The organism is Brevundimonas sp. UBA2503 (genome assembly GCF_002341485.1).
Classification (GTDB): domain Bacteria; phylum Pseudomonadota; class Alphaproteobacteria; order Caulobacterales; family Caulobacteraceae; genus Brevundimonas; species Brevundimonas halotolerans.
Genome location: NZ_DDOD01000009.1, coordinates 152,291 through 173,852, shown reverse-complemented (window position 1 = coordinate 173,852; position 21,562 = coordinate 152,291). Strand labels below are relative to the sequence as shown.

Genomic DNA, 21,562 nt, shown 5'->3' with positions numbered 1-21,562 from the left:
AACTTCGCCATGCAGGCCATCGACCACATCATCAATTCGGCCGCCAAGACCCTCTATATGTCGGGCGGCCAGATCCGCGCGCCCATCGTGTTCCGCGGGCCGAACGGCGCTGCCAGCCGCGTCGGCGCCCAGCACAGCCAGGACTATTCCGCCTGGTACGCCCAGGTGCCCGGCCTCAAGGTCATCGCCCCCTATGACGCGGCCGACGCCAAGGGCCTGCTGAAGGCGGCCATCCGCGATCCGAATCCGGTCGTCTTCCTCGAACACGAGATGATGTACGGCATCGAGTTCGACGTGCCCGAGGTCGACGACTACGTCCTGCCGATCGGCAAGGCCAAGGTCCGCCGCGAGGGCACCGACGTCACCATCACGGCACACAGCCGTATGGTCGGCTTTGCCCTGCAGGCCGCTGAAAAGCTGGCCGAAGAAGGCATCGACTGCGAAGTCATCGACCTGCGCACCCTGCGCCCGCTGGACCACGAAACCATCGTCGAGAGCGTGAAGAAGACCAACCGGCTGGTCTCGGCCGAGGAAGGCTGGGGGCCCATGGGCGTCGGCGCCGAGGTCGTGGCCCGGGTGATCGAGCACGCCTTTGACTATCTGGACGCCCCGCCACTGCGCGTGCATCAGGAAGATGTGCCGCTGCCCTATGCCGCCAATCTGGAGGCCCTGTCGCTTCCGGGCGTCGACAAGATCATCAAGGCTGTGAAGGCGGTGACCGCATGACCCAGGAACCGTCCGAATACCAGCTGACGACGCCGGAAAGCGTCGCCTCCGATCCCGATGCTGTCGAGCTGACCCGCATGTGGTGGTCCAAGGGCGAGCCGGTCATGTCGATCAAGCCGGCCTTCAGCGACCCGCGCCAGTACGGCCACATGCTGGCGCTCGCGGCCAAGCACATGGCCCACGGCTATGCGGTGCGTCACGGCCACGATGAGCGCAAGGCCTATAACGCCATCCTCGAAGGCTTCTCGGAAGTCCTGAAGCGCAATGACGTCCAGACCCTCGTCGAGAAGGAGTGAGCGCCGCATGACCGACATTCTGATGCCCGCCCTGTCCCCGACGATGGAAGAGGGCGTTCTGGCCAAATGGCACGTCAAGGTCGGCGACACCGTCTCGGCCGGAGACGTCATCGCCGAGATCGAAACCGACAAGGCGACCATGGAGGTCGAGGCGGTCGATGAGGGCGAAGTGCTTGAAATCCTGGTCGAGGCCGGGACCGAAGGCGTGAAGGTCAACACCCCCATCGCCCGTCTGGCCGGAGACGACGCCGCGCCCGCGCCGAAAAAGCCCGAGACCGCAAAGGAAGACGCCAAGGCTGGGCCGAAGCCTGAACCTGCGGCAGAAAAGGCGGAGGCCACCAAGGCGCCGCCCGCACCGGCCAAGGACGGTGAACGCATCTTCGCCTCGCCCCTCGCGCGCCGCTTGGCGAAAGACGCCGGTCTGGATCTGAAGACCCTCAAGGGCACCGGTCCGCACGGCCGTATCGTCAAGGCGGACGTCGAATCCGCCGGCAAGGGCGGCACGGCCAAGAGCACCACTGCCGCCGCCACTGCCGGCGAACCCCGCAAGGTCCAGTCCCTGGCCCAGATGGGCATCCCGGACGGCAGCTACGACCTCATCCCGCTGGACGGCATGCGCAAGGCCATCGCCCGCCGCCTGACCGACAGCTTCCGCGACGTGCCGCATTTCCCGCTGACCATCGACTGCGAGATCGACGGACTGCTGGCCGCTCGCGCCCAGGTCAACGCCCTGCTGGAACCGCAGGGTATCAAGGTCTCGGTCAACGACTTCATCATGAAGGCGGTGGCCATGGCCCTGAAGGCCGTGCCGGAAGCCAATGCCAGCTATTCGCCCGAAGGCATCGCCATGCACCATCATGCCGATGTCGCCATGGCGGTGGCGATCGACGGCGGCCTGATCACGCCGATCATTCGTGCGGCCGAGACCAAGTCGCTGGCCGAAATCGCCACCGAGTCCAAGGACCTGGCCAAGCGCGCGCGCGACCGCAAGCTGAAGCCCGAGGAGTTCCAGGGCGGCACCTTCTCGGTCTCGAACCTCGGCATGTTCGGCATCAAGTCGTTCGCCTCGATCCTCAACGAGCCCCAGGGCGCGATCATGAGCGTGGGGGCAGGGGAGAAGCGCCCCGTCGTGCGTGGCGACAGCCTGGCGGTAGCCACCGTCATGACCGTCACCCTGACCTGCGATCACCGCGTGGTCGACGGCGCCATCGGCGCCCGCTTCCTGCAGGCCTTCAAGCCGATGATCGAAAACCCCGTGACGATGCTGGCGTAAGGACGACACTGTGGCTGACACCTTCGATCTCATCGTCATCGGCTCGGGCCCGGGCGGCTATGTGGCGGCCATTCGCGCCAGCCAGCTGGGCCAGAAGGTCGCCATCATCGAGCGCGAGAACCTGGGCGGCATCTGCCTGAACTGGGGCTGTATCCCGACCAAGGCCTTGCTCAAGTCGGGTGAGAAGTACGAGAGCCTGTCGCACCTCAAGGATTACGGCCTCAGCGCCGACAAGGTCGGGTTCGACTTCGACGCCATCATCCAGCGGTCGCGGAACGTCGCGAAACAGCTGAACAGCGGCGTCGGTTTCCTGATGAAAAAGAACAAGATCGAGGTCATCGAGGGCACGGCAAAGCTGGAAAAGGGCAAGACAGCGCCCAAGGTCGTCATCGACCTCAACGCGGGCGGCAGCCGCACGGTCGAGGCGAAAGCCGTCATGCTGGCCGTCGGGGCCCGGGCCAAGGCCATTCCCCAGATCGGGCTGGAAGCCGACGGTGACCGCATCTGGGCCTATCGTGAGGCCATGGCGCCGAAATTCATGCCCAAATCCATCGTCGTGATCGGTTCGGGCGCCATCGGCATCGAGTTCGGCAGCTTCTATCGGGCGCTCGGCGCCGAGGTCACGGTCGTCGAGGCCATCGACCGCATCATGCCGGTCGAGGACATCGAGGTGTCCAAGGCTGCGCAAAAGGCGTTCGAAAAGCGCGGCATGAAATTCCGCGTCGGATGCACGGTCAATTCGGTGAAAAAATCGACCAAGGGAGTCGCCGTTTCGATCAAATCGGCCAAAGGGGACGAAACGCTCGAGGCCGAGGTCTGCATCTCGGCGGTCGGCATCACAGCCAACACCAACGGCATCGGGCTGGAGGCGCTGGGCGTCAACATGGACCGGGGCCACATCACCATCGACGGTCATTGCCAGACCAATGTGAAGGGCCTCTACGCCATCGGCGACTGCGCCGGCGCCCCCTGGCTGGCGCACAAGGCCTCGCACGAAGGCATCCACGCCGCTGAGCATATCGCCGGGTTCAAAACGCCCAACGTCCATTCGCCCATCGCCGGCTGCACCTATGCCCAGCCCCAGGTCGCCTCGGTCGGCATCACCGAGCAGCAGGCGAAAGAGGAGAAGCGCGAGGTGAAAATCGGCCGCTTCCCCTTCAAGGTGAACGGCAAGGCCATCGCGTCCGGCGAGACCGAGGGCTTCGTCAAGACGATCTTTGACGCAAAGACCGGCGCCCTGATCGGGGCCCACATGATCGGCGCCGAGGTGACCGAGATGATCCAGGGCTATGTCACCGCCATCACGCTTGAGGCGACCGAGGAAGACATCCACGGCATCGTCTACCCGCACCCGACCATGTCCGAAGCCATGCACGAGGCCGCACTGGACGCCTACGGCCGGGTAATCCACATCTAGGACCGGCGCCACCCGCCTCGAACATGAGCGATTTGTAAGGTTGGGGCAGGGGCCTTTATCCTTGCGTGTCCGACCCTTGCGGACCTAGTCTGCCCCGCGTCTGAAACGGGTAAGGGTTCGCGTCTTGTTGCACTATCTGGGCATTGCCCTGGCCGGTCTGATTATCGGCCAGGACCCGGTCGTTCAGGACCCGGCAGCAGCCCCGATCGTCAACCCGGGCGCGCCCGGCGCGGCTTCGCGCCAGATCACAGCTGCCGAGGCCGTCGACCTCAGCCGCACCACCTACACCGACGAAGACGTGCGCTTCATGCAGCACATGATCGTCCACCACGGTCAGGCCGTGGAGATGGTCGAACTGCTGCAGACCCGGGCCAGTTCGCCCGCCGTTCGGGCCATCGGCCGCCGCATCGCCCTCAGCCAGGAAGCCGAGATCGACCTGATGCAGAACTGGCTGCTGTCGCGTGGCCTGCCGCTGGAAGCCGCAGACCTGCACGCCGGTCACGGGCCCGCAGCGCCGGCCTCACCGTCCCATGATGCGCACGCGGGGCACGACGCCCACGCCGGCCATGGCGATCACGGCGCGGCCCCGGTCGATCCCGACACCGTCCCGATCATGCCGGGCATGCTGTCGCCCGCCCAGATGCGCGCCCTTGCCGCAGCCGAAGGCCCCGAGTTCGATCGCCTGTTCCTTGAAGGCATGATCCAGCACCATCAGGGTGCCCTCGACATGGTCGACGAGCTGCTGTCCTATTCCGACTCCGGCAATGACCCGATGCTCTCGGACTTCGCCTCATCCGTCGTGGCCGACCAGTCGGCCGAAATCCTGCGTATGCAATCCCTTCTGTCTGAACTCTGACCCTGAGGAGCGGCCATGTTTGTTCGCAAAGCCCTGTATTCATCCGTCGCCGCCATGGCCGTCCTGCTCGGGGCCAGCGTCGCCTCGGCCCAGGTCCAGACCATTCCGTCCGACGAACGCACCGAGCTCGCACCGGGCATCTATGACGCAGCCGAGGCCAGCTCGGGCCTCGCGCTGGAGCACACGCTGGCCCCGCCTCCCGGCTTCTTCGATCCGGACGCCATCTTCGCGCCGCCGACCACGCGGGAAGAGGCCGCAGCTTACCGCGCCAACCCGCCGCGCTACAGCCCGCTGGCCCTGGCCAACAGCGACATGGCCGTCTCGGACGGCAAGCTGTTCGTGGGCAACTTCAACGGCTTCAACATCTATGACATCAGCGGGGGAGGGGAGCCGCAACTGGTGACCTCGGTCGTCTGCCCGGGCGGGCAGGGCGATGTGTCGGTCCACGGCAATCTGCTGTTCATGTCGGTCGAGCAGAACAACGGCCGGATCGACTGCGGCGCTTCGGGTGCCGACGGCGCTGTGAACCCCGAGCGCTTCCGCGGCGTGCGGATCTTCGACATCAGCGACATCAAGGCTCCGCAACAGGTGGCCGCCGTCCAGACCTGCCGCGGCTCGCACACCCATACGCTGGTGCCGAATCCGGCCGATTCCAATATCCTCTACGTCTACAACTCGGCCACCTCGGGCGTCCGCCGCAGCGATGAACTGTCGATCTGTTCCGATGGAGAGCCGGGCACTAATCCGGAGACGGCCCTGTACTCGATCGACGTGATCGAGGTGCCGCTGGATCGGCCGCAGGACGCCGCCATCGTCAACCGCCCGCGCATCTTCGAGGACCGCGAGACCGGCGCCATCGCCGGTCTGTGGATGGGCGGTCGTGCCGGCGTTGCCAGTCAGGCCACAGCGCGCACCAACCACTGCCACGACATCACGGTCTTCCCGGAAATCGGCCAGGCCGCCGGCGCCTGCTCGGGCAACGGCATCCTGCTGGATATCTCCGATCCGAAGAACCCGCAGCGCATCTCGGACATCTTTGACCCGGACATGGCCTACTGGCACTCGGCGACCTTCGACAATACGGGCGCCAAGGTGGTCTTCACGGACGAGTGGGGCGGCGGCACCTCGCCGCGCTGTACGGCCGATGCCCCCGGCAACTGGGGCGCCAATCTGGTCGCCACCATCACCAACGGCGAGCTGCGCGGTCGCACCTTCCACAAGCTGCCGTCGGTTCAGGGAGCGGCCGAGAACTGCGTGGCCCACAACGGCAATATCATCCCGGTCCCGGGCCGCGACCTGATGGTCCAGGCCTGGTATCAGGGCGGTGTCTCCATCATGGATTTCACCGATCCGATGAACCCGATGGAAATCGCCTATTTCGACCGCGGGCCGCTGGGCGACCGTCTGATGATCGGCGGTTCCTGGTCTGCGTACTGGTTCAACGGCCGCATCTATTCCAGCGAGATCGCCCGGGGCCTCGACGTCCTGCGTCTGGTCCCGTCGGACCAGCTGTCGGCGGCTGAAATCGCGGCTGCCGAGGCCGTCATGATGGATGAGATCAACCCGCAGACCCAGACGCGGGTCAGCTGGGCCAACACTCCGGATGTCGCCGGCGCCTATCTGGACCAGCTGAAGCGCGCCGACGCGATCGACGCCGCTCTGGCCGGTCAGGTCTCGGCGGTCATCGACGGCTGGCGTGCCGGTCGGATCGATGCAGTTGCTGCAGCGTCCGTTGTCGCGTCGCTGACGGCCTCGTCGGAAACCCAGGGCGTTGCGCCTCTGGCGGCCAGTCGCATGAAGGCGCTCGCCGAAGTGCTGGCCAGCGCCGCCAGCTGATTGACCTGAGAAAAGGGGAGCCCGCCGGACATCTGTTTCGGCGGGCTTTTCCCGGTATGCATATATCGCCTAAGATATATTATGAGAAATCTGGAGCCGTGCTCAGCGGTATTCCGGATTGGGATGGTCGAAGCGCTCGCCCTTGTCCCACGCGGTCTTCTGGTTGCCGTGGACCGGAATGCCACCCGCGTCCTTCAGCATGCGGGCCAGATGCATCAGGTTCCAGGCCATGAAGGTCGTGTTGCGCTGGGTGAACTCATTGTCGAGACCGACCGTGCCGTCGTCGCCATAGGACGGCCCCGGGCCGGCTTCGCCGATCCATCCGGCGTCCGCTTGCGGCGGGATCACATATCCGAGATGTTGCAGGGAATACAGCACGTTCATGCCGACATGTTTGATGCCGTCTTCATTGCCCGTGACAATGCAACCGCCGACACGCCCGTAATAGGCATATTGACCCTCCTCATTCAGCTTGCCCGAATAGCCGTACAGGCGCTCGATCACGCGTGTGCAGATCGAGGACTTGTCGCCCAGCCAGATTGGCGTGCCGATCACCAGAATGTCGGCATCCATCACCTGCTTCTGGACCCTGGGCCAGCCGTCGGTCTCAAAACCGTGTTCGGTCATATCCGGCTGGACGCCCGGCGGCATGTCGAGATCGGCGCAGCGGATCGTCGTCGTCGAGACGCCATTGGCCTTCATGATGGCGATGGCCACGTCCATCAGGGCCTGGGTATGCGAGGGCTCGCTGGACCGCTTCAGGCTGCAGTTCAGGAACAGGGCCTTGAGGTCATCATATCGGGCCACGCGGGAGTCCTTTCGTCAAAGACTGAAGCGCGCGGTCCATCCGTCATGGGCAACATCGACATGGGCCGGCAGGCGCGACTTCAGCGACCGATAGTCGAGGTCGAGGTGCAGGTTGGTCAGTAGAGCGTTCGGGACACCCGTTCGTTCAATCCACTCCAGTGCCCGGTCGACATGGGCGTGGGTCGGATGCGGGGTCCAGCGCAGCGCATCGACGATCCAGAGGTCACTTCCGCGCACGGCGTCCAGCGCCGCCTCATCCATCGCATCCACATCGCTGGAATAGCTGACCGGGCCCAGCCGGTAGCCGACCGAGCGGATCGGTCCGTGCCCCTGATCAAAGGTCACAACCGGGATGGACCCCCCTGCCCCCTCAACGGTCCAGGGCGTGCCGTGCGGGGGAATGTCCCGCGCCTCCAGCAGCGCCGGATAGCCCTGCTGGTCCATGAAGATATAGGGGAACCGGCTCTCGAGGGCCGCCCGGGTCGGCGTGTCCATCCAGGCCGGAATACGGGCCCGGTTGCGCAGCACGAACACCCTCAGATCATCGATCCCGTGCGTCTGGTCAGCGTGATCGTGGGTATAGAGCACCGCATCGATCCGCTTCAGCCCGGTCATCAGCGCCTGCTCGCGCAGGTCCGGCGAGGTATCGATCAGCGCCTTCGTCTCGCCCTCGCCCCCTGTCAGCCGCGCCAGCATCGAGCAGCGCATGCGCCGGTTCTTCGGTTCGGACGGATCACAGGCGCCCCAGTCGCCGTCGCCGCGCGGCACCCCGCCCGACGACCCGCAGCCCAGGACGACGATCTCCAGCTCGCGGCTCATGCACCCTCCGGTCGGGGAATGCGGTCAAACAAGGCGAAGAAGGCATCCGTCGTCCGCGCCTCGGCCTCCTCGCGGCTCCAGCCCCGGATCTCGCCCAGCTTGTCCAGGACATGGCCCACATAGGCCGGCTCGTTCCGCCGCCCCCGGTGCGGGACCGGCGCCAGATAGGGACAGTCGGTCTCGACGATGATCCGGTCGCCCGGCATGTCGCGGATGACCGCCCGCACATCCTCGGCCGCCTTAAAGGTCGCAATGCCGGAGACCGAGAACCAGGCGCCCAATTCTGCTGCCAGTTCCGCCAGTTCTGGACCACTGGTGTAGCAGTGCATCAGCAGCTTGAAGGGTCCAGCCGCCATCTCCTCGCGCAGGATCTGGCCCATGACCTCATCGGCCTCCCGCGTATGCACCACGAGCGGCAGACCCGTCCGGCGCGCAGCCTCAATATGCACGCGAAACACGGCTGCCTGAACCTCACGCGGACTGAGGTCATAGTGGAAGTCCAGCCCACACTCCCCTATTCCAACGACCTTTTCTCGCGCTGCCAGCGCCACCAGCCGCTCGACGATCAGATCCTCATAGTGTCGCGCCTCGTGCGGGTGCACCCCGACGGTGCACCAGATGTCGTCATGCGCCATGGCGAGGCCGTGGGTGGCCTCAAAGGTCGCCAGCCGGTCCGAAATCTCGACCATCATCCCGACCCCGGCCTCGCGCGCCCGGGCGATGACCGCATCGCGGTCCTCGTCGAATTGGGGCGCGTGCAGATTGACGTGGCTGTCGATCAGCATGCGGCGCGGGCCCTTGCCCGGTCCAGCTCGGCCATCAGGGTGAACAGCATATCCTGCCGGTCTAGGTTCAGCCCCGCCGTCTGGTCGGCCCGCGTCTGGATGCTGGACCACAGCTCGGCCCAGGCATCCGCGCCCGGCCCGCCCGACAGCGCCCGCCCCTTCACGGCGGCAGCCAGCCGATCGAGGATCAGCTCGAATTTCGGTCCGCCATCGGCGCGCTTCAGGCTTTCGGCAACCGGGATCACCGCGCTCATGTCGGCCCCCTGCATCCAGCTGCCGACCAGGGCGTCGATGCCCGCCACCTCATCGCCCGCCAGAGACAGGGCGCGCCCCGGAGATCCCCCCGCCGCCCGCGCGGCCGCCCGGGCCGGTTCCGTATCCAGCCCCAGCCGTGCCTGCAACAGCGCCGCCAGCCGGTCCTCGCTCCAGATCGGAAAGCTCAGTCGCCGGCACCGCGAGCGGATGGTCGGCAGCAGCCGCCCCGGCGCATGGGCCACGAGGAACAGCACACCGCGTTGCGGCGGCTCCTCAAGTATCTTCAGCAAGGCATTGGCCGCATTGACGTTCAGGGCATCGGCACTGTCGACAATCGCCACCCGCCATTGCGAGCGCGAGGGGCTCTTGGAGAAGAAGCCCGGCAGCTCCCGCGCCTGATCGACCGAGATGGTCTTGCGGGCCTTGGTGCCCTCGGTCACCCGCTCCAGCACCATCAGGTCGGGGTGCGACTGGGCGGCGATCAGCTGGTTGGTCGGGTCTCCCGGCGAACTGCCCAGCGGCCCCCGCTGCGGGTCCGGCGCGGCCCCCAACAGCCGTCGCGCCGCGCGATAGGCAAAGCCCGCCTTGCCGACGCCCTCGGGCCCGCACAACAGCCACCCATGGTGCAGCCGCCCGCCCGCCATGGCGTCGACGAACGCTTGCTCGGCCGCCTCATGGCTGACCTCGTCATAGCGATCGCGCGGATGGTCTGTCACGCCGGCACCTTCGGCAGGGGCAGCCGGGCCTCGATCGCATCCCAGACGCGCAGCGCCACGCCATCCTCGGTCCCACGCGCATCGATCACCCGGCACCGGTCCTCATGCTCGGCGGCGATGTCCAGAAAGGTCTGCCGCAGCCGCTCGTGAAACGCCAACCCCTTGGACTCGAACCGCGTCTCGAACAGCCCGCGACCAAAGGCGCGCTCCAGCCCCTCCTCGACCGGCAGGTCAAAGATCAGCGTCAGATCCGGCTGGTCCGCCCCGACCACGGCCTGGTCCAGCGCCTCGATAAAGGTCCGGTCGACCCCGCCGCCGCCGCCCTGATAGGCCCGGCTGGAGTCCGCAAACCGGTCACAGATGACCCAGTGCCCCGCGGCCAGTGCCGGGCGGATGGTACGTTCCAGATGGTCGTTGCGCGCCGCAAACATCAGCAGCACCTCGGTCTGGGGCGACCAGCGCTCGCCCTCGCCATTGACCACCAGTTCACGAATCGCCTCGGCTCCGGCCGATCCGCCGGGCTCCCGCGTCAGCAGGACCTCGAGGCCCCGCGCGCGCAGCCGCTCGGCCAGCCGCCCCGCCTGGGTCGACTTGCCGCTGCCCTCCCCGCCTTCAAAGGTGATGAACCGTCCGCGCGTCATCTGTCCAGAATGGCGGCATGACGGGACGAAACCAAGCCCGATGCGTCGATTTCAACAGGCGCGACGGTCAGAGCCTCGGTGCTGGCCCCAGATAGCGCACCCGCACCCGGCCCACGCCCCTCTGCAGCAGACCCAGCTCATCCGCCGCCCCGCGCGACAGGTCGATGATCCGCCCGTCCACGAACGGCCCCCGGTCATTCAGCCGCAGCACCACGGTCCGCCCATTGTCCAGATTAGTGACCTCGACCAGACCCGGCAGAGGCAGGGTCTTGTGCGCCGCCGTCAGGGCATTCTGGTCAAACCGCTCTCCGGTCGCCGTCGGCCGCCCGTCAAAGCCCGGCCCGTACCAGGACGCCATGCCGACCTCTTCATAATCGGCGTCCTCGGCCGGATGGTACCAGCGCCCCCGGATCTGATAGGGCCGCATGGTCCCCGACACGATCGGCGCCGGATTGTCGACCCGGACCGAGGCCCCGGACCGCGACCCGCCGGTCAGACCCGTCGCCCGCGCCCCCAGCCGCACCGTACCCGCCGCCAGGTTATAGCCGCCCTCGGCCACATCCCCCGCCAGGCCCGCAGCGGCCCCCACCGTGCCACAGGCCGACAGGCTCAAGCCCGCCAGCACAACCGTCAGGATACGAACCGCAGATACAGGTGTGGACATGACGCACCGGCCCCGAAATTAATTTGAGGCCGTCAGAATGCCCGCATCATTTTCTTCTTTGGTTAACGCCCCCTCCCCCTGCTATGACGCCGACCCACACCGGGGACAGGTGGCCGAGTGGTTTAAGGCAGCGGTCTTGAAAACCGCCGTAGGTGGAAGCCTACCGTGGGTTCGAATCCCACCCTGTCCGCCACGCATTTTCCCTGAAACATCACCGACCTAATGACACCTGCTTAGCCCCGCCAAATGCCGGGCTGTCTCTGGTCACCCATAAGCCAGTGTCGTTTCGCCGTGAATTCCTTGGCAACAGGGAAAAATACAGGCGTTTCAGGGCTCCGGTATTGTCAGGCTGGGCCCTAAGAGCTGCCGGAACCCCGTTCTATTAAGACAGGCGGAAATGAAGTCTCAGTTGGCGAGACTTATTCGCGGCGGATGAATTCCACGCTCTCTGAACGCTCGCTGGACCCGCAGCGTCACCTCAGTCTCAAACTTCTTCTCATGTGTCGCCTCGAAGACGTAAGGACGCGCCTTTATCTGGAAGGCCACGAAATTTCCTTCGATATGCTGCTTAACCAACACTGGCGCCGCCTGGTCAAGGTAGGCGTAGGGACTGGTAAGACAAGCTTCTTGGACCAGGTCCATGGCCAACTCAACGTTCTGGTCGATCCCAATGAAAATATCGAAGGGGACCTGCATTTCGAGTGCCCCGTAGTTTCCGCTCGATGTCACATCTGTCAGAATTTTGTTATTTGGGATCGTAATGACGTTATGATCGAGTGTATTCATGCGGACGCTCCGCAAGCCGATCTTGATGACATCTCCGTATTGACCTGCATATTCTACTCGATCGCCGACTTGGAATGGTCGGTCGAACATTATGATTATGCCCGCTATCACTGCTGCCATAAGATCTCTCATCGCAAAGCCGACTGCGAAGGCGAGACCGCCTCCGATCACGGTCAAAGCAGTCGCATCCATCCTCAAGCTCAAGCGAACGGCAACGATGACGGCGACAAGGTAAACGATGAACTGGGAAGCTGATTCCAGCTTCTGGATCGCTGGCCGTCTGCTGACGAAACGCTGAGACAGCACGCCGGACAATCTCGTAAGGCCCCGAAGGACCAGAATGGCTCCGACAAACACCGCTACGGATGCAGCCACGCCTCCCCACCGGACGAAGCCAGCAAGTTCTGCCAGATTTACAGCGGAAGCCGCGACTGCCGGACCCGCGGAAGCCCAGCCGACGGAGACTGAAAGGACAGCAGCAGTAAGCTGCACTTGCGCCCTGAACGTCATGAATCTGCCTCGAGGTGACGACGGTTTAGCCCCCGGGTCACGGCCCTGAACCAGCTCCAGGACACCCGGTGACCGGCTCCCGCAGGTTCAATATGCCCTCGACCAACCGCAACTCTGAGAACATCGGTGACCGTAGTTGGCGGCAGTCGCGTGGCGGCGGCGAGTTGCTCCAGCGGTGCACCCGGCTGACGCAATACTGCCCGGTAGACGAACAGGGCATCCAGCGGCAGGCGTTCGATTGCCAATTCCGACACAGGCTGAAACGGGCGAACAAAAGTCTGCCCTTCGGCGTCGGTTCCAAGAACGGAGCGCCACAAATGGAGCGCGACACCAGGATTGCCGCGCGACGCATCCCATAACAGCAGCGTAAAAGCCGCCGCCTTGGCTTCGACAGCTTCGAGCAGGTCGATATCGTCGAGCTCCGATGCGTGATCAACGAGTCGCTCGTAGCGCGGCCTTATCCCTGCCTGCTGACTTCGGGCCGTCAGTATCTCCGAAATAGCCGTGTCAGACCACCGGGGGACATGGATCACGGAAGCAAAGAGAGTCGTTGGGTCGCGCAGGCGGCAAATCAGAGGCCATACTGCGCTGTCAAAGGAGAGTACCCAGAGATCTCGGTGAGCGGTTTTGCGAGCCCGCTCAAGGCAGGCGTCCAGATCGGCAAGGCCCCCAACGTCGAAGTGTACGAGTTCATCGACGCCGTCGAGCAACATGGCGATGTGTTCATCCTCTTGGTCGACTCCTTGGTCAGATCCGACCAAATCGACCGCCTGACAAAGTTTCGCCTTCCCGAGGCGTCTGTGGAGATATTTCAACGCGGTCGACTTTCCCGATCCCCTCTCGCCGACGAGAGCGACAAGACCGGGACCAGGTTTCCGGATGAGATGATCGAGCGCACCTTGCAGAGGCGGCGTGATCCAAACATCCCCATGCACATCCGGGGAGAGTGCCTCGGCCAGCGGCGGCCCAAGGCCGACAAGGTCCGAAACCGCTCTGCGGTCGGTGCGGCTCAGCTCCTGCCGAAACAGGTAGGCGAACCCACGCCGGACAGCGGCAAAGCGTCCGCCAACGGATTTCGCCCTTCGAGTGAGAGCACGGCCCACCACGACAACGGTTCCAACGAGCAGAGCCGCAGGAGCCATGCGCCCTGATCGGTTGGCCAGCATCCATTTCGACAGGGGGCCTGGCCGACGCTGACGCTCAATCCGGTCGTAGGTGACATGCCTCCATCGATAAACCAGCGTAACCGCGACCACAGTCGCCACAAGCCAGCCCAACGCCTCAACCCAGCGATAGACTGCCCCCTGCCCAACAAGTCGTGCGGTGACCGTCAATGCCAAGGCCAGGGTGACGACGACGTTCGCAACCAATCGCATCGACTTGAGGCGCAATGGCCCCAACTCGCGAGCCTTGCGCACCCATTGGGCGCTCCCCCCGCCAAACGTAAAATCAAGGACTCGGGCAGCAAGTGCAGCGATCAAGAACGCCGCGATGACCAACCCAGCAATTTGAACTTCCGGCAGGGCTCTGATGTCGTCGGGTAGAAGCCAACGCAGGACGAGCGCCAGGGCGATCCACTCGAGCGGGCTACGCAGGGAGGATACCAACTGCAGAAGCCAGAGACGAAAATCGGGAGACGCCCGGAGCGCTGCAAGGTTGTTATCCCGGACGTTCTGCTCCCAGGCGGGTATCAGCCGGCGCATGTTCGCTCGCCAAAGCAGGAAACCCGCAACGGCGATTGCCGAGAGAAACAGCAACCCCACCAGGCGCGTCACCAAAGGCAGAACATCCGAGCTGGACACTCCGGCCCTGAGGGTGTGAACGCGAACCACCGCATGGTACCGCACGATCAGAGCTAGGTGCCCCAGTTCCGCAGCAACCTGATCCCAGGCTGACAATGAAAGCCCGGTCACCAGTTGGCGCTTCTGGGGACTCAGATAGGGGAGCAGCTCGAGCCGGGCCTCGTTCAGAAGGGTCAGTCTCTCCAACAAGAGGCGGGCATCTGTGCGTTGTTCGTCCCGAGTCCTCTGCAATAGCTGGTCGCGCCTTAGACGCAGACTGTGCTCCCGCGCCTTCGCCGATCCCGTCGACACGCCCTCGGGCGGCTGCGCCACCGGGATCGGCGGGGTTGGAAACTGTTCACCGCCATCAAGCGCCGTGAGCGCAACAGACAGCTGCCTTCGTGTCGAGCGGAGCTCGGCCCGCAACTCGTCGTAGACCCTGTCAGCCGTGACGGGACTGACTCGCGCCTCCAATGCCTGCTGTCGCAGGCCCAGAACTGCCTCTTCGTCTGCAGTTCGTCGGCCGTGAGCACGGTCAAGCGACGATTCCGCCGCGTCAAGCGCCAGCTCATATTCCGCTAGGCGCTGCCTTTCAGCTTCCCGACTTGCCTCCGCTGCCGCGCGCGCCCGTGCCGCTGCTTCTCGTCGTGCACGATTACCGTCATCGTCTATCGCGGCTTCATCAGACTCGACTTCGGCAGATACAGGCCCTGCTGCAGGGAACGTTGTGTTCTGCGGGATTGTGCGCGGCGTGCCATGCGCCACCGCTCCATCAAGGGCCAGCCAGCCGAGAAAAAGGGCGCAGGCGGCCCAAAGGCTGAGGTTCCCCCGCGATCGGCTTCGGTCTTCACGACGCAATGTCAGATCTCGTCATACAACTCTGACCCATCGGATCCTCCGCAGAGGCCATCTTCCGGTCAAACCTTGGCCGTGGCAATCTACTTCTCTCATCTTGGCTTGGCCGCGCGGACGGCTTCGTCGCGGAGGCATTGACAGGCTAACTACGCCAAGTCGAAACCTGCCCCACCCTGCCTGAAATCAGGCGACCAACGTCGCCCAGACCGGGCCAGCGTCGGCGCGGAAACGTCGAAGGGGGCTGCAGGTCAGATGCCGCTGGATGTCGAACGTGATGTAGATCGCTGCGTAGGTGGTGAGGAAGCTCTGGGCTAAGGCTTGCGACTTGAACCGCCGCTCCTAGCTTTCTCGTGGTCGGATTGGACCTCGGGAGTTCTCCGCTCGATTATACGCTGCCTCCCATACGGACCAACTGCTAGGCTTGGGCTGACTACCCAGATCGCTTCAGATACGATCCAGCCCACCTCACCTTGAGGATGAACACCCAGATGGGAAGATTCTGATGGCCGCGCGTCTGGTCGACATATTTCTGACCGAGACTGAAATTGATCGGCTCCTAGAAATTTTGCCGCGCCATTGCCGGCGATTTTGGCGCGAAACCGTTCCCGGTGGGCAGGAGAAATTCAGCTGTCTGGTGCAGCAGCGGTACACCGAGCGCTTGCTGGATGAGATGAACCTGGCCTTCGGAAGGATCCCCACGTTCACCGCCTATGTGGCGCAACTGGAGGCGGTACTGCCGCCGATCGAGGAAACCGCCGCCTCAGAACTGGCTGAGTCCGGCGACCGGCCCCGCCCTTCGGCCCTCGAGCACTTCTTTAGTCGCGATCGCATCAGCACGGACGAGCTCTACGATGATATCGAGGAAAGCCTCCACGTCCGGCCCAGCTATCTCCTGACCGTCACCCTGTCGTCCGTCATCGCGGCGCTTGGAATGCGTAGCGGACAGACTGCGGTGGTGATCGGCGCCATGATCATTGCGCCGCTGTTGGGGCCCAGCATGGGACTCGCCCTCGCGACGACGGTGGGAAACCGACAGCTGGGCGTCAGGGCCGCAGCAACGCTTGCTGTAGGGTGCGTCTTGGCCGTGCTGATCGGGTTTCTCATCGGCGCGACGGTCGCCATCGATCCCGCGGTTCCTGAATTGAGTAACCGCACCGTCGTGCACATGGCCGACATCGCGCTGGCGCTGGCCTGCGGGGCCGCCGGCGTGCTCGCGTTCAGCCGGGGGAGCTCACTTTCGCTGGTCGGGGTGATGATTGCTGTCGCGCTCGTTCCGCCACTTTCGGCTGCGGGAATCTATGCAGGCGCGGGCTATCCCCTGGCGTCCGTGGACGCCCTGTTTCTGTTCGCGGTCAACCTTGTGTGTATCAACGTCGCGGGGATCGTGATGTTTCTGATGCAGGGACTACCGCCCAAGAGCTGGCGCCTCACTGGCGGGATACTGGCATTATGGATCGTCATTCTGATGACGCTCGCCGCGATGATGGTGGGACATTTCGCCTTTGACTTGGCGGCTACGGACTCCGTGCCCCGTTATTTTCTTGGCGGCGTTTGACGTGACTTGATCCAGCCCCCCCCCGGGGGGGCACGAAAGATCGGAGAGCATGAAGCGGACACGGTTCACGCAAGAGCAGACCCCACCCCGGTCACCCGTATCACGTGTTGTCTCGATTCAGGCGATTAACCTAACCTTGGCAGTTGGCGTGTTCTTTTCACCGTGAAGTGCGCCGGGCGGAGAAGTCTATTGGACACCGAGTCGAACCGTCGAGCCGCCGCGGCGGAGAATCGGGGCGCCGTTTCGCGCCAGACCTCGCCGACATTTTCGCTGGAGGGGCTTGCCCCGGACCTGTCTCTGTCGGATTCACTGGAAGCCTTGGTGAGGCATGCCGAACAGATTCATCCCGAATCTCTGGTCAGTATCATGCTGATGGATGAGACCGGCGAGCATCTGCTTTCGGGCGCATCGCCGAGCCTGCCGGACGCCTTCGACCAGGCGGTGAGCGGATCAGCGGTTGGTCCGGATGCTGGACCCTGCGGTACCGCGGCCTACGGAAACCGCCTCGTCGTTGTCGAGGATATTCAATCCGATCCGCTGTGGACCAACGTCAAACCCCTAGCGGAGAAGATTGGTGTGCGGGCCTGCTGGTCGCAGCCTATCCGCGGCATGGCCGGACGAGTCCTGGGCGTAATCGCGATCTATCATCGCGACGCCAGATCGCCGACGGGGTTACAGCTACATTCGGTTCAAAACCTCTCGATCCTCGCTTCAAACATCATAGATCGACATGCCGCACAGCTGGCGACGGCCGAGATTGAGCGGCGGCTGTCCGAAACCTCGTCGCGATTGACCGATATGGAGCGGCGCTCCGAAAACGATCGGCGGTCGGTTGCGAGAAAGGAGAAATTCTACAGCACGATCATGGACATGATGCCGGTCCTCTTGGTCGTCAAAGAAGCCGAGACCGGCAAGTTTGTCCTTATCAATAAGACAGCAGAGATCGCTACGGGCCTGTCGTCGGACGAGGCCGTTGGGAAGACAGTTCATGAACTATTCCCCGCCGAAGAAGCGAAGCGGTCCTGGGACGAAGATCAGGAGGTCATTCTTACCCGGGAGATGAAGGTCGAACAGGCCGCACTGGTTACGACCATGAATGCTGGTGAACAGTTTTGGACGACGCGGAAGGTCGCGACGTTCGACGAGGATAAGCCCGCCTATATTGTCACGGTCAGTGAGGACGTGACCGATCAGCACAAGATGAATATCGCGCTGCAAGCTGCGCTGACCGCAGCCGAGGCTTCCGGGCGAGCAAAATCAGCATTCTTGGCAAACATGAGCCACGAACTTCGTACGCCACTGAATGGAATCGTCGCGGCCTCCGACATTCTGAAGCGCAAATGTAACCGGCACGACCAGCTTGAACTGCTGGAGATCATTCGCTCGTCCGGCGAAACGCTCACGGCTTTGCTGTCGGACCTTTTGGACACGGCGAAGATCGATGTGGGCGAGCTTAATATAACGAACGATGCGTTCGATTTGAATGAGTTAGTTTCGTTCAATATCGAAAAGTGTCGACTTCAGAGCGAGAATTCGAATGTAATATACGAAAGCAAAATTGCCGATAATGTCGGCAGGTATTACATTGGAGACTTGCTGCGACTCCGACAGGTTCTGGGTAATTTCCTCAGCAACTCCTCCAAATTCACTTCCGCCGGAAAAATTGTTCTGTCGGTCGAGAAAACGCCCGGGGGATTGGTGCGTTTTTCGGTGTCGGACACAGGGATCGGCTTCGCGCCGGAATCCAAAAACCGGCTGTTTGACCGTTTCCAACAGGCGGATGAGACGATCACCCGTAAATTCGGCGGCACCGGGCTCGGCTTGTCCATCTGTCGAAATCTGGTGGAGCTAATGGGGGGCGTGCTGGATTGCGAAAGCCAGCCGGGTATAGGGTCGACCTTCTGGTTCGAGCTGCCGCTTGAACTCACCACCGCCCCGAGAAGCACGAGCGAGAACGCTACGGTAATCGAGCCCTCGGAACGGCTCCTGCGCGTGCTCGTCGCTGATGATCATCCCACGAACCGCAAGGTAGCGGAGCTGATGTTGGCTGGTGTGGCCGAGGTTGTCAGTGTGGTCGATGGCCAGGAGGCTGTAGACGCAGCGTTCGCAACGAGCTTCGACATTATCCTTATGGATATGCAGATGCCGGTCATGGACGGCCTCAAAGCCGTGCAGATGATACGTGGGCCATCATCACCCTGCCGAGAGATTCCGATTGTGATGATGACAGCCAATGCGATGCGGGAGCATGTTGAGGCCAGCCGGGCCGCAGGCGCTGACGTCCACCTCGCTAAGCCGATCACCGCCGAGACCCTGTTCGCTGCGATTAACGAGGCCATGGAACGATCTGAGCTCGAACAGAAGACCGCGTGTCACGCTTAAAGATTGAGCCAGATCCGGCCGAGGAACAGCAGGGCTTTGCGTCCCACTGCGTGACGGGACGGACGTTTTCCAGCTCGCCGCAATGACGGCCCTTCGGTGATCTGAAGCATGAATGCCGAGGATAGCAGGGGAACCGTCGGCGGAGCCATAAGTGGCGTGACAGGCCAGTCTGGTCGATTGCCGTCCCGGCCTTGCACCCGCGCTCGCAGGTATGGCGCAGGTGACAATTTCCGGGTTTCCCACGTTAAGCCGCGCAACTTAGGAAACGTCCCCGCCACCCCTTCAGGCCAGTCTGGGAAGAGGCTGGGTTGGCGCGCCGGACCTCGGTAACGCTTGGCTCAAAACCCTAGCCTGTAAGGCTTTCCGGCCGGGCCTAGACTAGCCTTCGTAACCTGCCGCTTTCCAACCAGATGTTACGCTATCTGCGTCGGCCCGAGGGGCTGGACCACGACAAGGGCCTGCCCGCCCACAGGGCCCTGCCCGACGCCTATGTCACCGCCCACCATCTGCGCGACATGCTGAACACCGTGTCGCTGGAGCAGCTGCTGGAGTGGAGCCGCGAGCCCGGCCTGCTGCCCCGTGTGCCGAGTGGCGCGCACCGGGGCCAGCCGTGGTCGTGCCTGAGCGATACGGTGCTGGCGACCCTCGCCCGCGACCGGGACATCGACATCCGCTTCAGCGCCGCGACCGAGATCGGGCGTCGCGGCAGGAAAGCTCCGGCGGGCGACGGCAAGACGGTCCAGCCGACGCTGTTGTGAAGAACCGCCGACGGGACCTTGACCGGCTGTCCCGAGACCGTACATGATGATCGCCCACGGATTAGAAACGCGAGATTTTCCATGCAGGATATTGAGTCCACGGCGAAATCTGTCCAAGGCTGCGACTCGCAGGCGGCGGCCGAGTGGCAAAAGCCCGAGCTGGTAAAGCTCCAGGCCTTGTCGGCTGAGGGCGCTGACTTCGTCACGCCGGACGGCTCGTTCACTTCCTGATTCCGGGGCATGAGCCCTATCCGGTGGGTCGGTACTGAGTCCCGGCAACGCCGGTTGGCGTGGGTCGAACTGACGCGCGGAGCCGCGGAACGCTTTCACGAAAAGCCCTCTGTACATGCTGCCCTGGCGGAGGCGCTGGAAAGTGCTGGGCTGCAGGCTGAAGCCCGGTCAGTTCTTGCCGCGGCATGTGGCCGGTTCCCCGGACATGAGGCCTTGCATGGCCTGCTGGCCCGGACCCTGTTCCGGGCGGGCGAGTTGGAGGGGGCCCTTGCCGTGGCCCGTGCGTGGTCTGACCGGGACTGGGCTACCCTGCTGTCCTTCACGATCCTGATTCGGCAGGGTCGCGTGGCTGAAGCCGCGACGTTCGAAGATGCGGTGGCGTCACTCGATCCGGCTCACGTCGATCTGCTTGATGCCCGCGCCATGAGGGCGAGAGGCAAGCCCGGCGACCTGCTCGAGATGGCCAATGCGACGCTCTCCATAGCTCCCGGGGCGTCGCACGCCCTCTACTACAAGGCCGTCGCTCTCGCTCAGATGGGACGGGGCGATGAGGCGACCGCGATCATGGGGATCGACCGCTTTCTGCAGTCGACGGTTCTGCCCGTCCCCGCCGGGTTTGCGGATACAGACGCCTTCCACCGCGCACTGACGGCCGAGATCAAGGCGAACCCCGACTTGCACACAGACCCCGTCGGCCATGCCAGCCGCGGCGGGCTGCGCACCCGCGTCTTTCCCGCGTCGGATGACGTCGCCGCCCCGGCTCTGGTCGAGGCCATCCGTAACGCGGTCTCGGGCTATGCAGGTGACCTGTCCGGCGACCACCCCTTCGTTGCCACAAGGCCTGCCAGCGCCACCTTCACGCCCTGGGCACTGATGTTCCGGGGTGACGGCTACCAACGGCTTCATCACCACCCCGGCCGCTGGCTGACAGGCGTCTATTATGTGAGCGTGCCCGACACATCCGCTGACGCGGAGGCTCTGCCCGGGGGGATCGTGCTGGGCGGGCTGCCGGAATGGGCCGGCGTCGCGCCGCCGTGGCCGACCGTCCGGATCACCCCCAAGCCTGGCATGTTATTGTTGTTCCCGTCGTTCGTGCCCCATGAAACCCTGCCGACTGGTTGTGAGTTCGATCGTATCTCCGTGGCTTTCGACATCGCGGACCGTCCGCACTGATGTCCACTTCCGCAGAGCGCCAAGGCCCCTTTTTGGCCCAGGCCTTGCTTTCGCCCGGGTTCCGGCGCATAAGGCGCGGGTCAACATCTCTGCGCAACGCCCTTTTTCTACTTTGCGACGCATCGAGATAAGCCGTTACCTCAGACACGACGGGCCCAGAGAGTGTTTCTCCGGGCCAACGCCAACGGAGGTCTCAACATGGCTACCGGCACTGTTAAATGGTTCAACACCACCAAGGGCTTCGGCTTCATCCAACCCAACGACGGCGGCACGGACGTGTTCGTCCACATCTCGGCCGTCGAGCGTGCGGGCCTCGGCTCGCTGAATGAAGGCCAGACGGTCTCGTACGAGCTGGAGCGCGATCAGCGCAGCGGCAAGACGTCGGCCGGACAACTGCAAGTCCAAGCCTAAACCTCGGTTTTATCCGATGTTTTCGGGGC

General features: G+C 63.9%; 20 protein-coding genes and 1 tRNA gene. 13 read left to right on the top strand and 8 right to left on the bottom strand.

The window, feature by feature from the left end:
* From B4K74_RS04435 to B4K74_RS04410, 6 genes are all read left to right on the top strand, one after another.
* A partial coding sequence (locus B4K74_RS04435; RefSeq protein ID WP_286691918.1) for a pyruvate dehydrogenase complex E1 component subunit beta occupies positions 1-726 on the top strand: 726 nt, incomplete at its 5' end.
* Positions 723-1,022: a DUF5076 domain-containing protein gene (locus B4K74_RS04430; RefSeq protein ID WP_286691917.1), complete on the top strand. Its 300-nt coding sequence runs from the start codon at positions 723-725 to the stop codon at positions 1,020-1,022. The genes B4K74_RS04435 and B4K74_RS04430, both read left to right, overlap by 4 nt.
* Before the next feature lie 7 nt (positions 1,023-1,029).
* Positions 1,030-2,295, top strand: a complete 1,266-nt coding sequence (locus B4K74_RS04425) for a pyruvate dehydrogenase complex dihydrolipoamide acetyltransferase (protein ID WP_286691916.1) — start codon at positions 1,030-1,032, stop codon at positions 2,293-2,295.
* Between the two features lie 10 nt (positions 2,296-2,305).
* Positions 2,306-3,712, top strand: a complete 1,407-nt coding sequence (gene lpdA / locus B4K74_RS04420; RefSeq protein WP_286691915.1) for a dihydrolipoyl dehydrogenase — start codon at positions 2,306-2,308, stop codon at positions 3,710-3,712.
* A 124-nt stretch (positions 3,713-3,836) separates the two neighbouring features.
* Positions 3,837-4,568 (top strand): DUF305 domain-containing protein, encoded by a 732-nt coding sequence (locus B4K74_RS04415; protein WP_286691914.1) that lies wholly within the window; start codon positions 3,837-3,839, stop codon positions 4,566-4,568.
* Between the two features lie 15 nt (positions 4,569-4,583).
* Positions 4,584-6,404 (top strand): LVIVD repeat-containing protein, encoded by a 1,821-nt coding sequence (locus B4K74_RS04410; RefSeq protein WP_286691913.1) that lies wholly within the window; start codon positions 4,584-4,586, stop codon positions 6,402-6,404.
* A 102-nt stretch (positions 6,405-6,506) separates the two neighbouring features.
* On the opposite strand, the gene B4K74_RS04405 is transcribed toward B4K74_RS04410, so the two are convergent.
* From B4K74_RS04405 to B4K74_RS13485, 6 genes are all read right to left on the bottom strand, one after another.
* On the bottom strand, positions 6,507-7,211 hold the full coding sequence (locus tag B4K74_RS04405; RefSeq protein WP_286691912.1) for a flavodoxin family protein: 705 nt from the start codon (positions 7,209-7,211) through the stop codon (positions 6,507-6,509).
* A 15-nt stretch (positions 7,212-7,226) separates the two neighbouring features.
* Complete coding sequence (locus tag B4K74_RS04400; RefSeq protein WP_286691911.1) at positions 7,227-8,030, bottom strand: MBL fold metallo-hydrolase; 804 nt, start codon at positions 8,028-8,030, stop codon at positions 7,227-7,229.
* Entirely contained in the window at positions 8,027-8,815 is a 789-nt protein-coding gene (locus tag B4K74_RS04395) for a TatD family hydrolase (protein WP_286691910.1), read from the bottom strand. Before B4K74_RS04395 ends, B4K74_RS04400 begins: the two co-directional genes overlap by 4 nt.
* Positions 8,809-9,786 (bottom strand): DNA polymerase III subunit delta', encoded by a 978-nt coding sequence (locus B4K74_RS04390; protein WP_286691909.1) that lies wholly within the window; start codon positions 9,784-9,786, stop codon positions 8,809-8,811. Before B4K74_RS04390 ends, B4K74_RS04395 begins: the two co-directional genes overlap by 7 nt.
* Positions 9,783-10,427, bottom strand: coding sequence for a dTMP kinase (gene tmk, locus B4K74_RS04385; RefSeq protein ID WP_123286547.1), 645 nt, complete (start codon positions 10,425-10,427; stop codon positions 9,783-9,785). Before tmk ends, B4K74_RS04390 begins: the two co-directional genes overlap by 4 nt.
* Positions 10,428-10,494: 67 nt before the next feature.
* Positions 10,495-11,091: a septal ring lytic transglycosylase RlpA family protein gene (locus B4K74_RS13485; RefSeq protein ID WP_414630923.1), complete on the bottom strand. Its 597-nt coding sequence runs from the start codon at positions 11,089-11,091 to the stop codon at positions 10,495-10,497.
* Positions 11,092-11,194: 103 nt separating this feature from the next.
* Between B4K74_RS13485 and B4K74_RS04375 the strand changes: the two genes are divergently transcribed.
* Positions 11,195-11,284, top strand: a tRNA-Ser gene (locus B4K74_RS04375).
* A 212-nt stretch (positions 11,285-11,496) separates the two neighbouring features.
* On the opposite strand, the gene B4K74_RS04370 is transcribed toward B4K74_RS04375, so the two are convergent.
* Together B4K74_RS04370 and B4K74_RS04365 are read right to left on the bottom strand one after the other, a co-directional pair.
* Positions 11,497-12,387, bottom strand: a complete 891-nt coding sequence (locus B4K74_RS04370) for a mechanosensitive ion channel family protein (RefSeq protein WP_286691908.1) — start codon at positions 12,385-12,387, stop codon at positions 11,497-11,499.
* On the bottom strand, positions 12,384-14,933 hold the full coding sequence (locus B4K74_RS04365; protein WP_286691907.1) for a hypothetical protein: 2,550 nt from the start codon (positions 14,931-14,933) through the stop codon (positions 12,384-12,386). The genes B4K74_RS04370 and B4K74_RS04365 overlap by 4 nt, the downstream gene beginning before the upstream one ends.
* A gap of 592 nt (positions 14,934-15,525) precedes the next feature.
* Here B4K74_RS04365 and B4K74_RS04360 point away from each other — a divergent pair.
* The 6 genes from B4K74_RS04360 to B4K74_RS04335 all read left to right on the top strand — a co-directional run bounded on the left by B4K74_RS04360 (position 15,526) and on the right by B4K74_RS04335 (position 21,533).
* A complete protein-coding gene (locus tag B4K74_RS04360) occupies positions 15,526-16,578 on the top strand; it encodes a TIGR00341 family protein (protein ID WP_286691906.1) in 1,053 nt (350 codons plus the stop codon).
* Between the two features lie 189 nt (positions 16,579-16,767).
* A complete protein-coding gene (locus tag B4K74_RS04355; protein WP_286691905.1) occupies positions 16,768-18,960 on the top strand; it encodes a GAF domain-containing hybrid sensor histidine kinase/response regulator in 2,193 nt (730 codons plus the stop codon).
* Positions 18,961-19,370: 410 nt separating this feature from the next.
* Positions 19,371-19,718 (top strand): hypothetical protein, encoded by a 348-nt coding sequence (locus tag B4K74_RS04350; protein WP_286691904.1) that lies wholly within the window; start codon positions 19,371-19,373, stop codon positions 19,716-19,718.
* Between the two features lie 81 nt (positions 19,719-19,799).
* The gene (locus tag B4K74_RS04345) at positions 19,800-19,949 is read left to right on the top strand and encodes a hypothetical protein (protein WP_286691903.1); all 150 of its coding nucleotides are present in this window, start codon (positions 19,800-19,802) and stop codon (positions 19,947-19,949) included.
* A 213-nt stretch (positions 19,950-20,162) separates the two neighbouring features.
* Positions 20,163-21,122: a putative 2OG-Fe(II) oxygenase gene (locus tag B4K74_RS04340; RefSeq protein ID WP_286691902.1), complete on the top strand. Its 960-nt coding sequence runs from the start codon at positions 20,163-20,165 to the stop codon at positions 21,120-21,122.
* 198 nt (positions 21,123-21,320) lie between these two features.
* Positions 21,321-21,533, top strand: coding sequence for a cold-shock protein (locus B4K74_RS04335; RefSeq protein WP_123286543.1), 213 nt, complete (start codon positions 21,321-21,323; stop codon positions 21,531-21,533).
* Positions 21,534-21,562 lie beyond the last annotated feature (29 nt).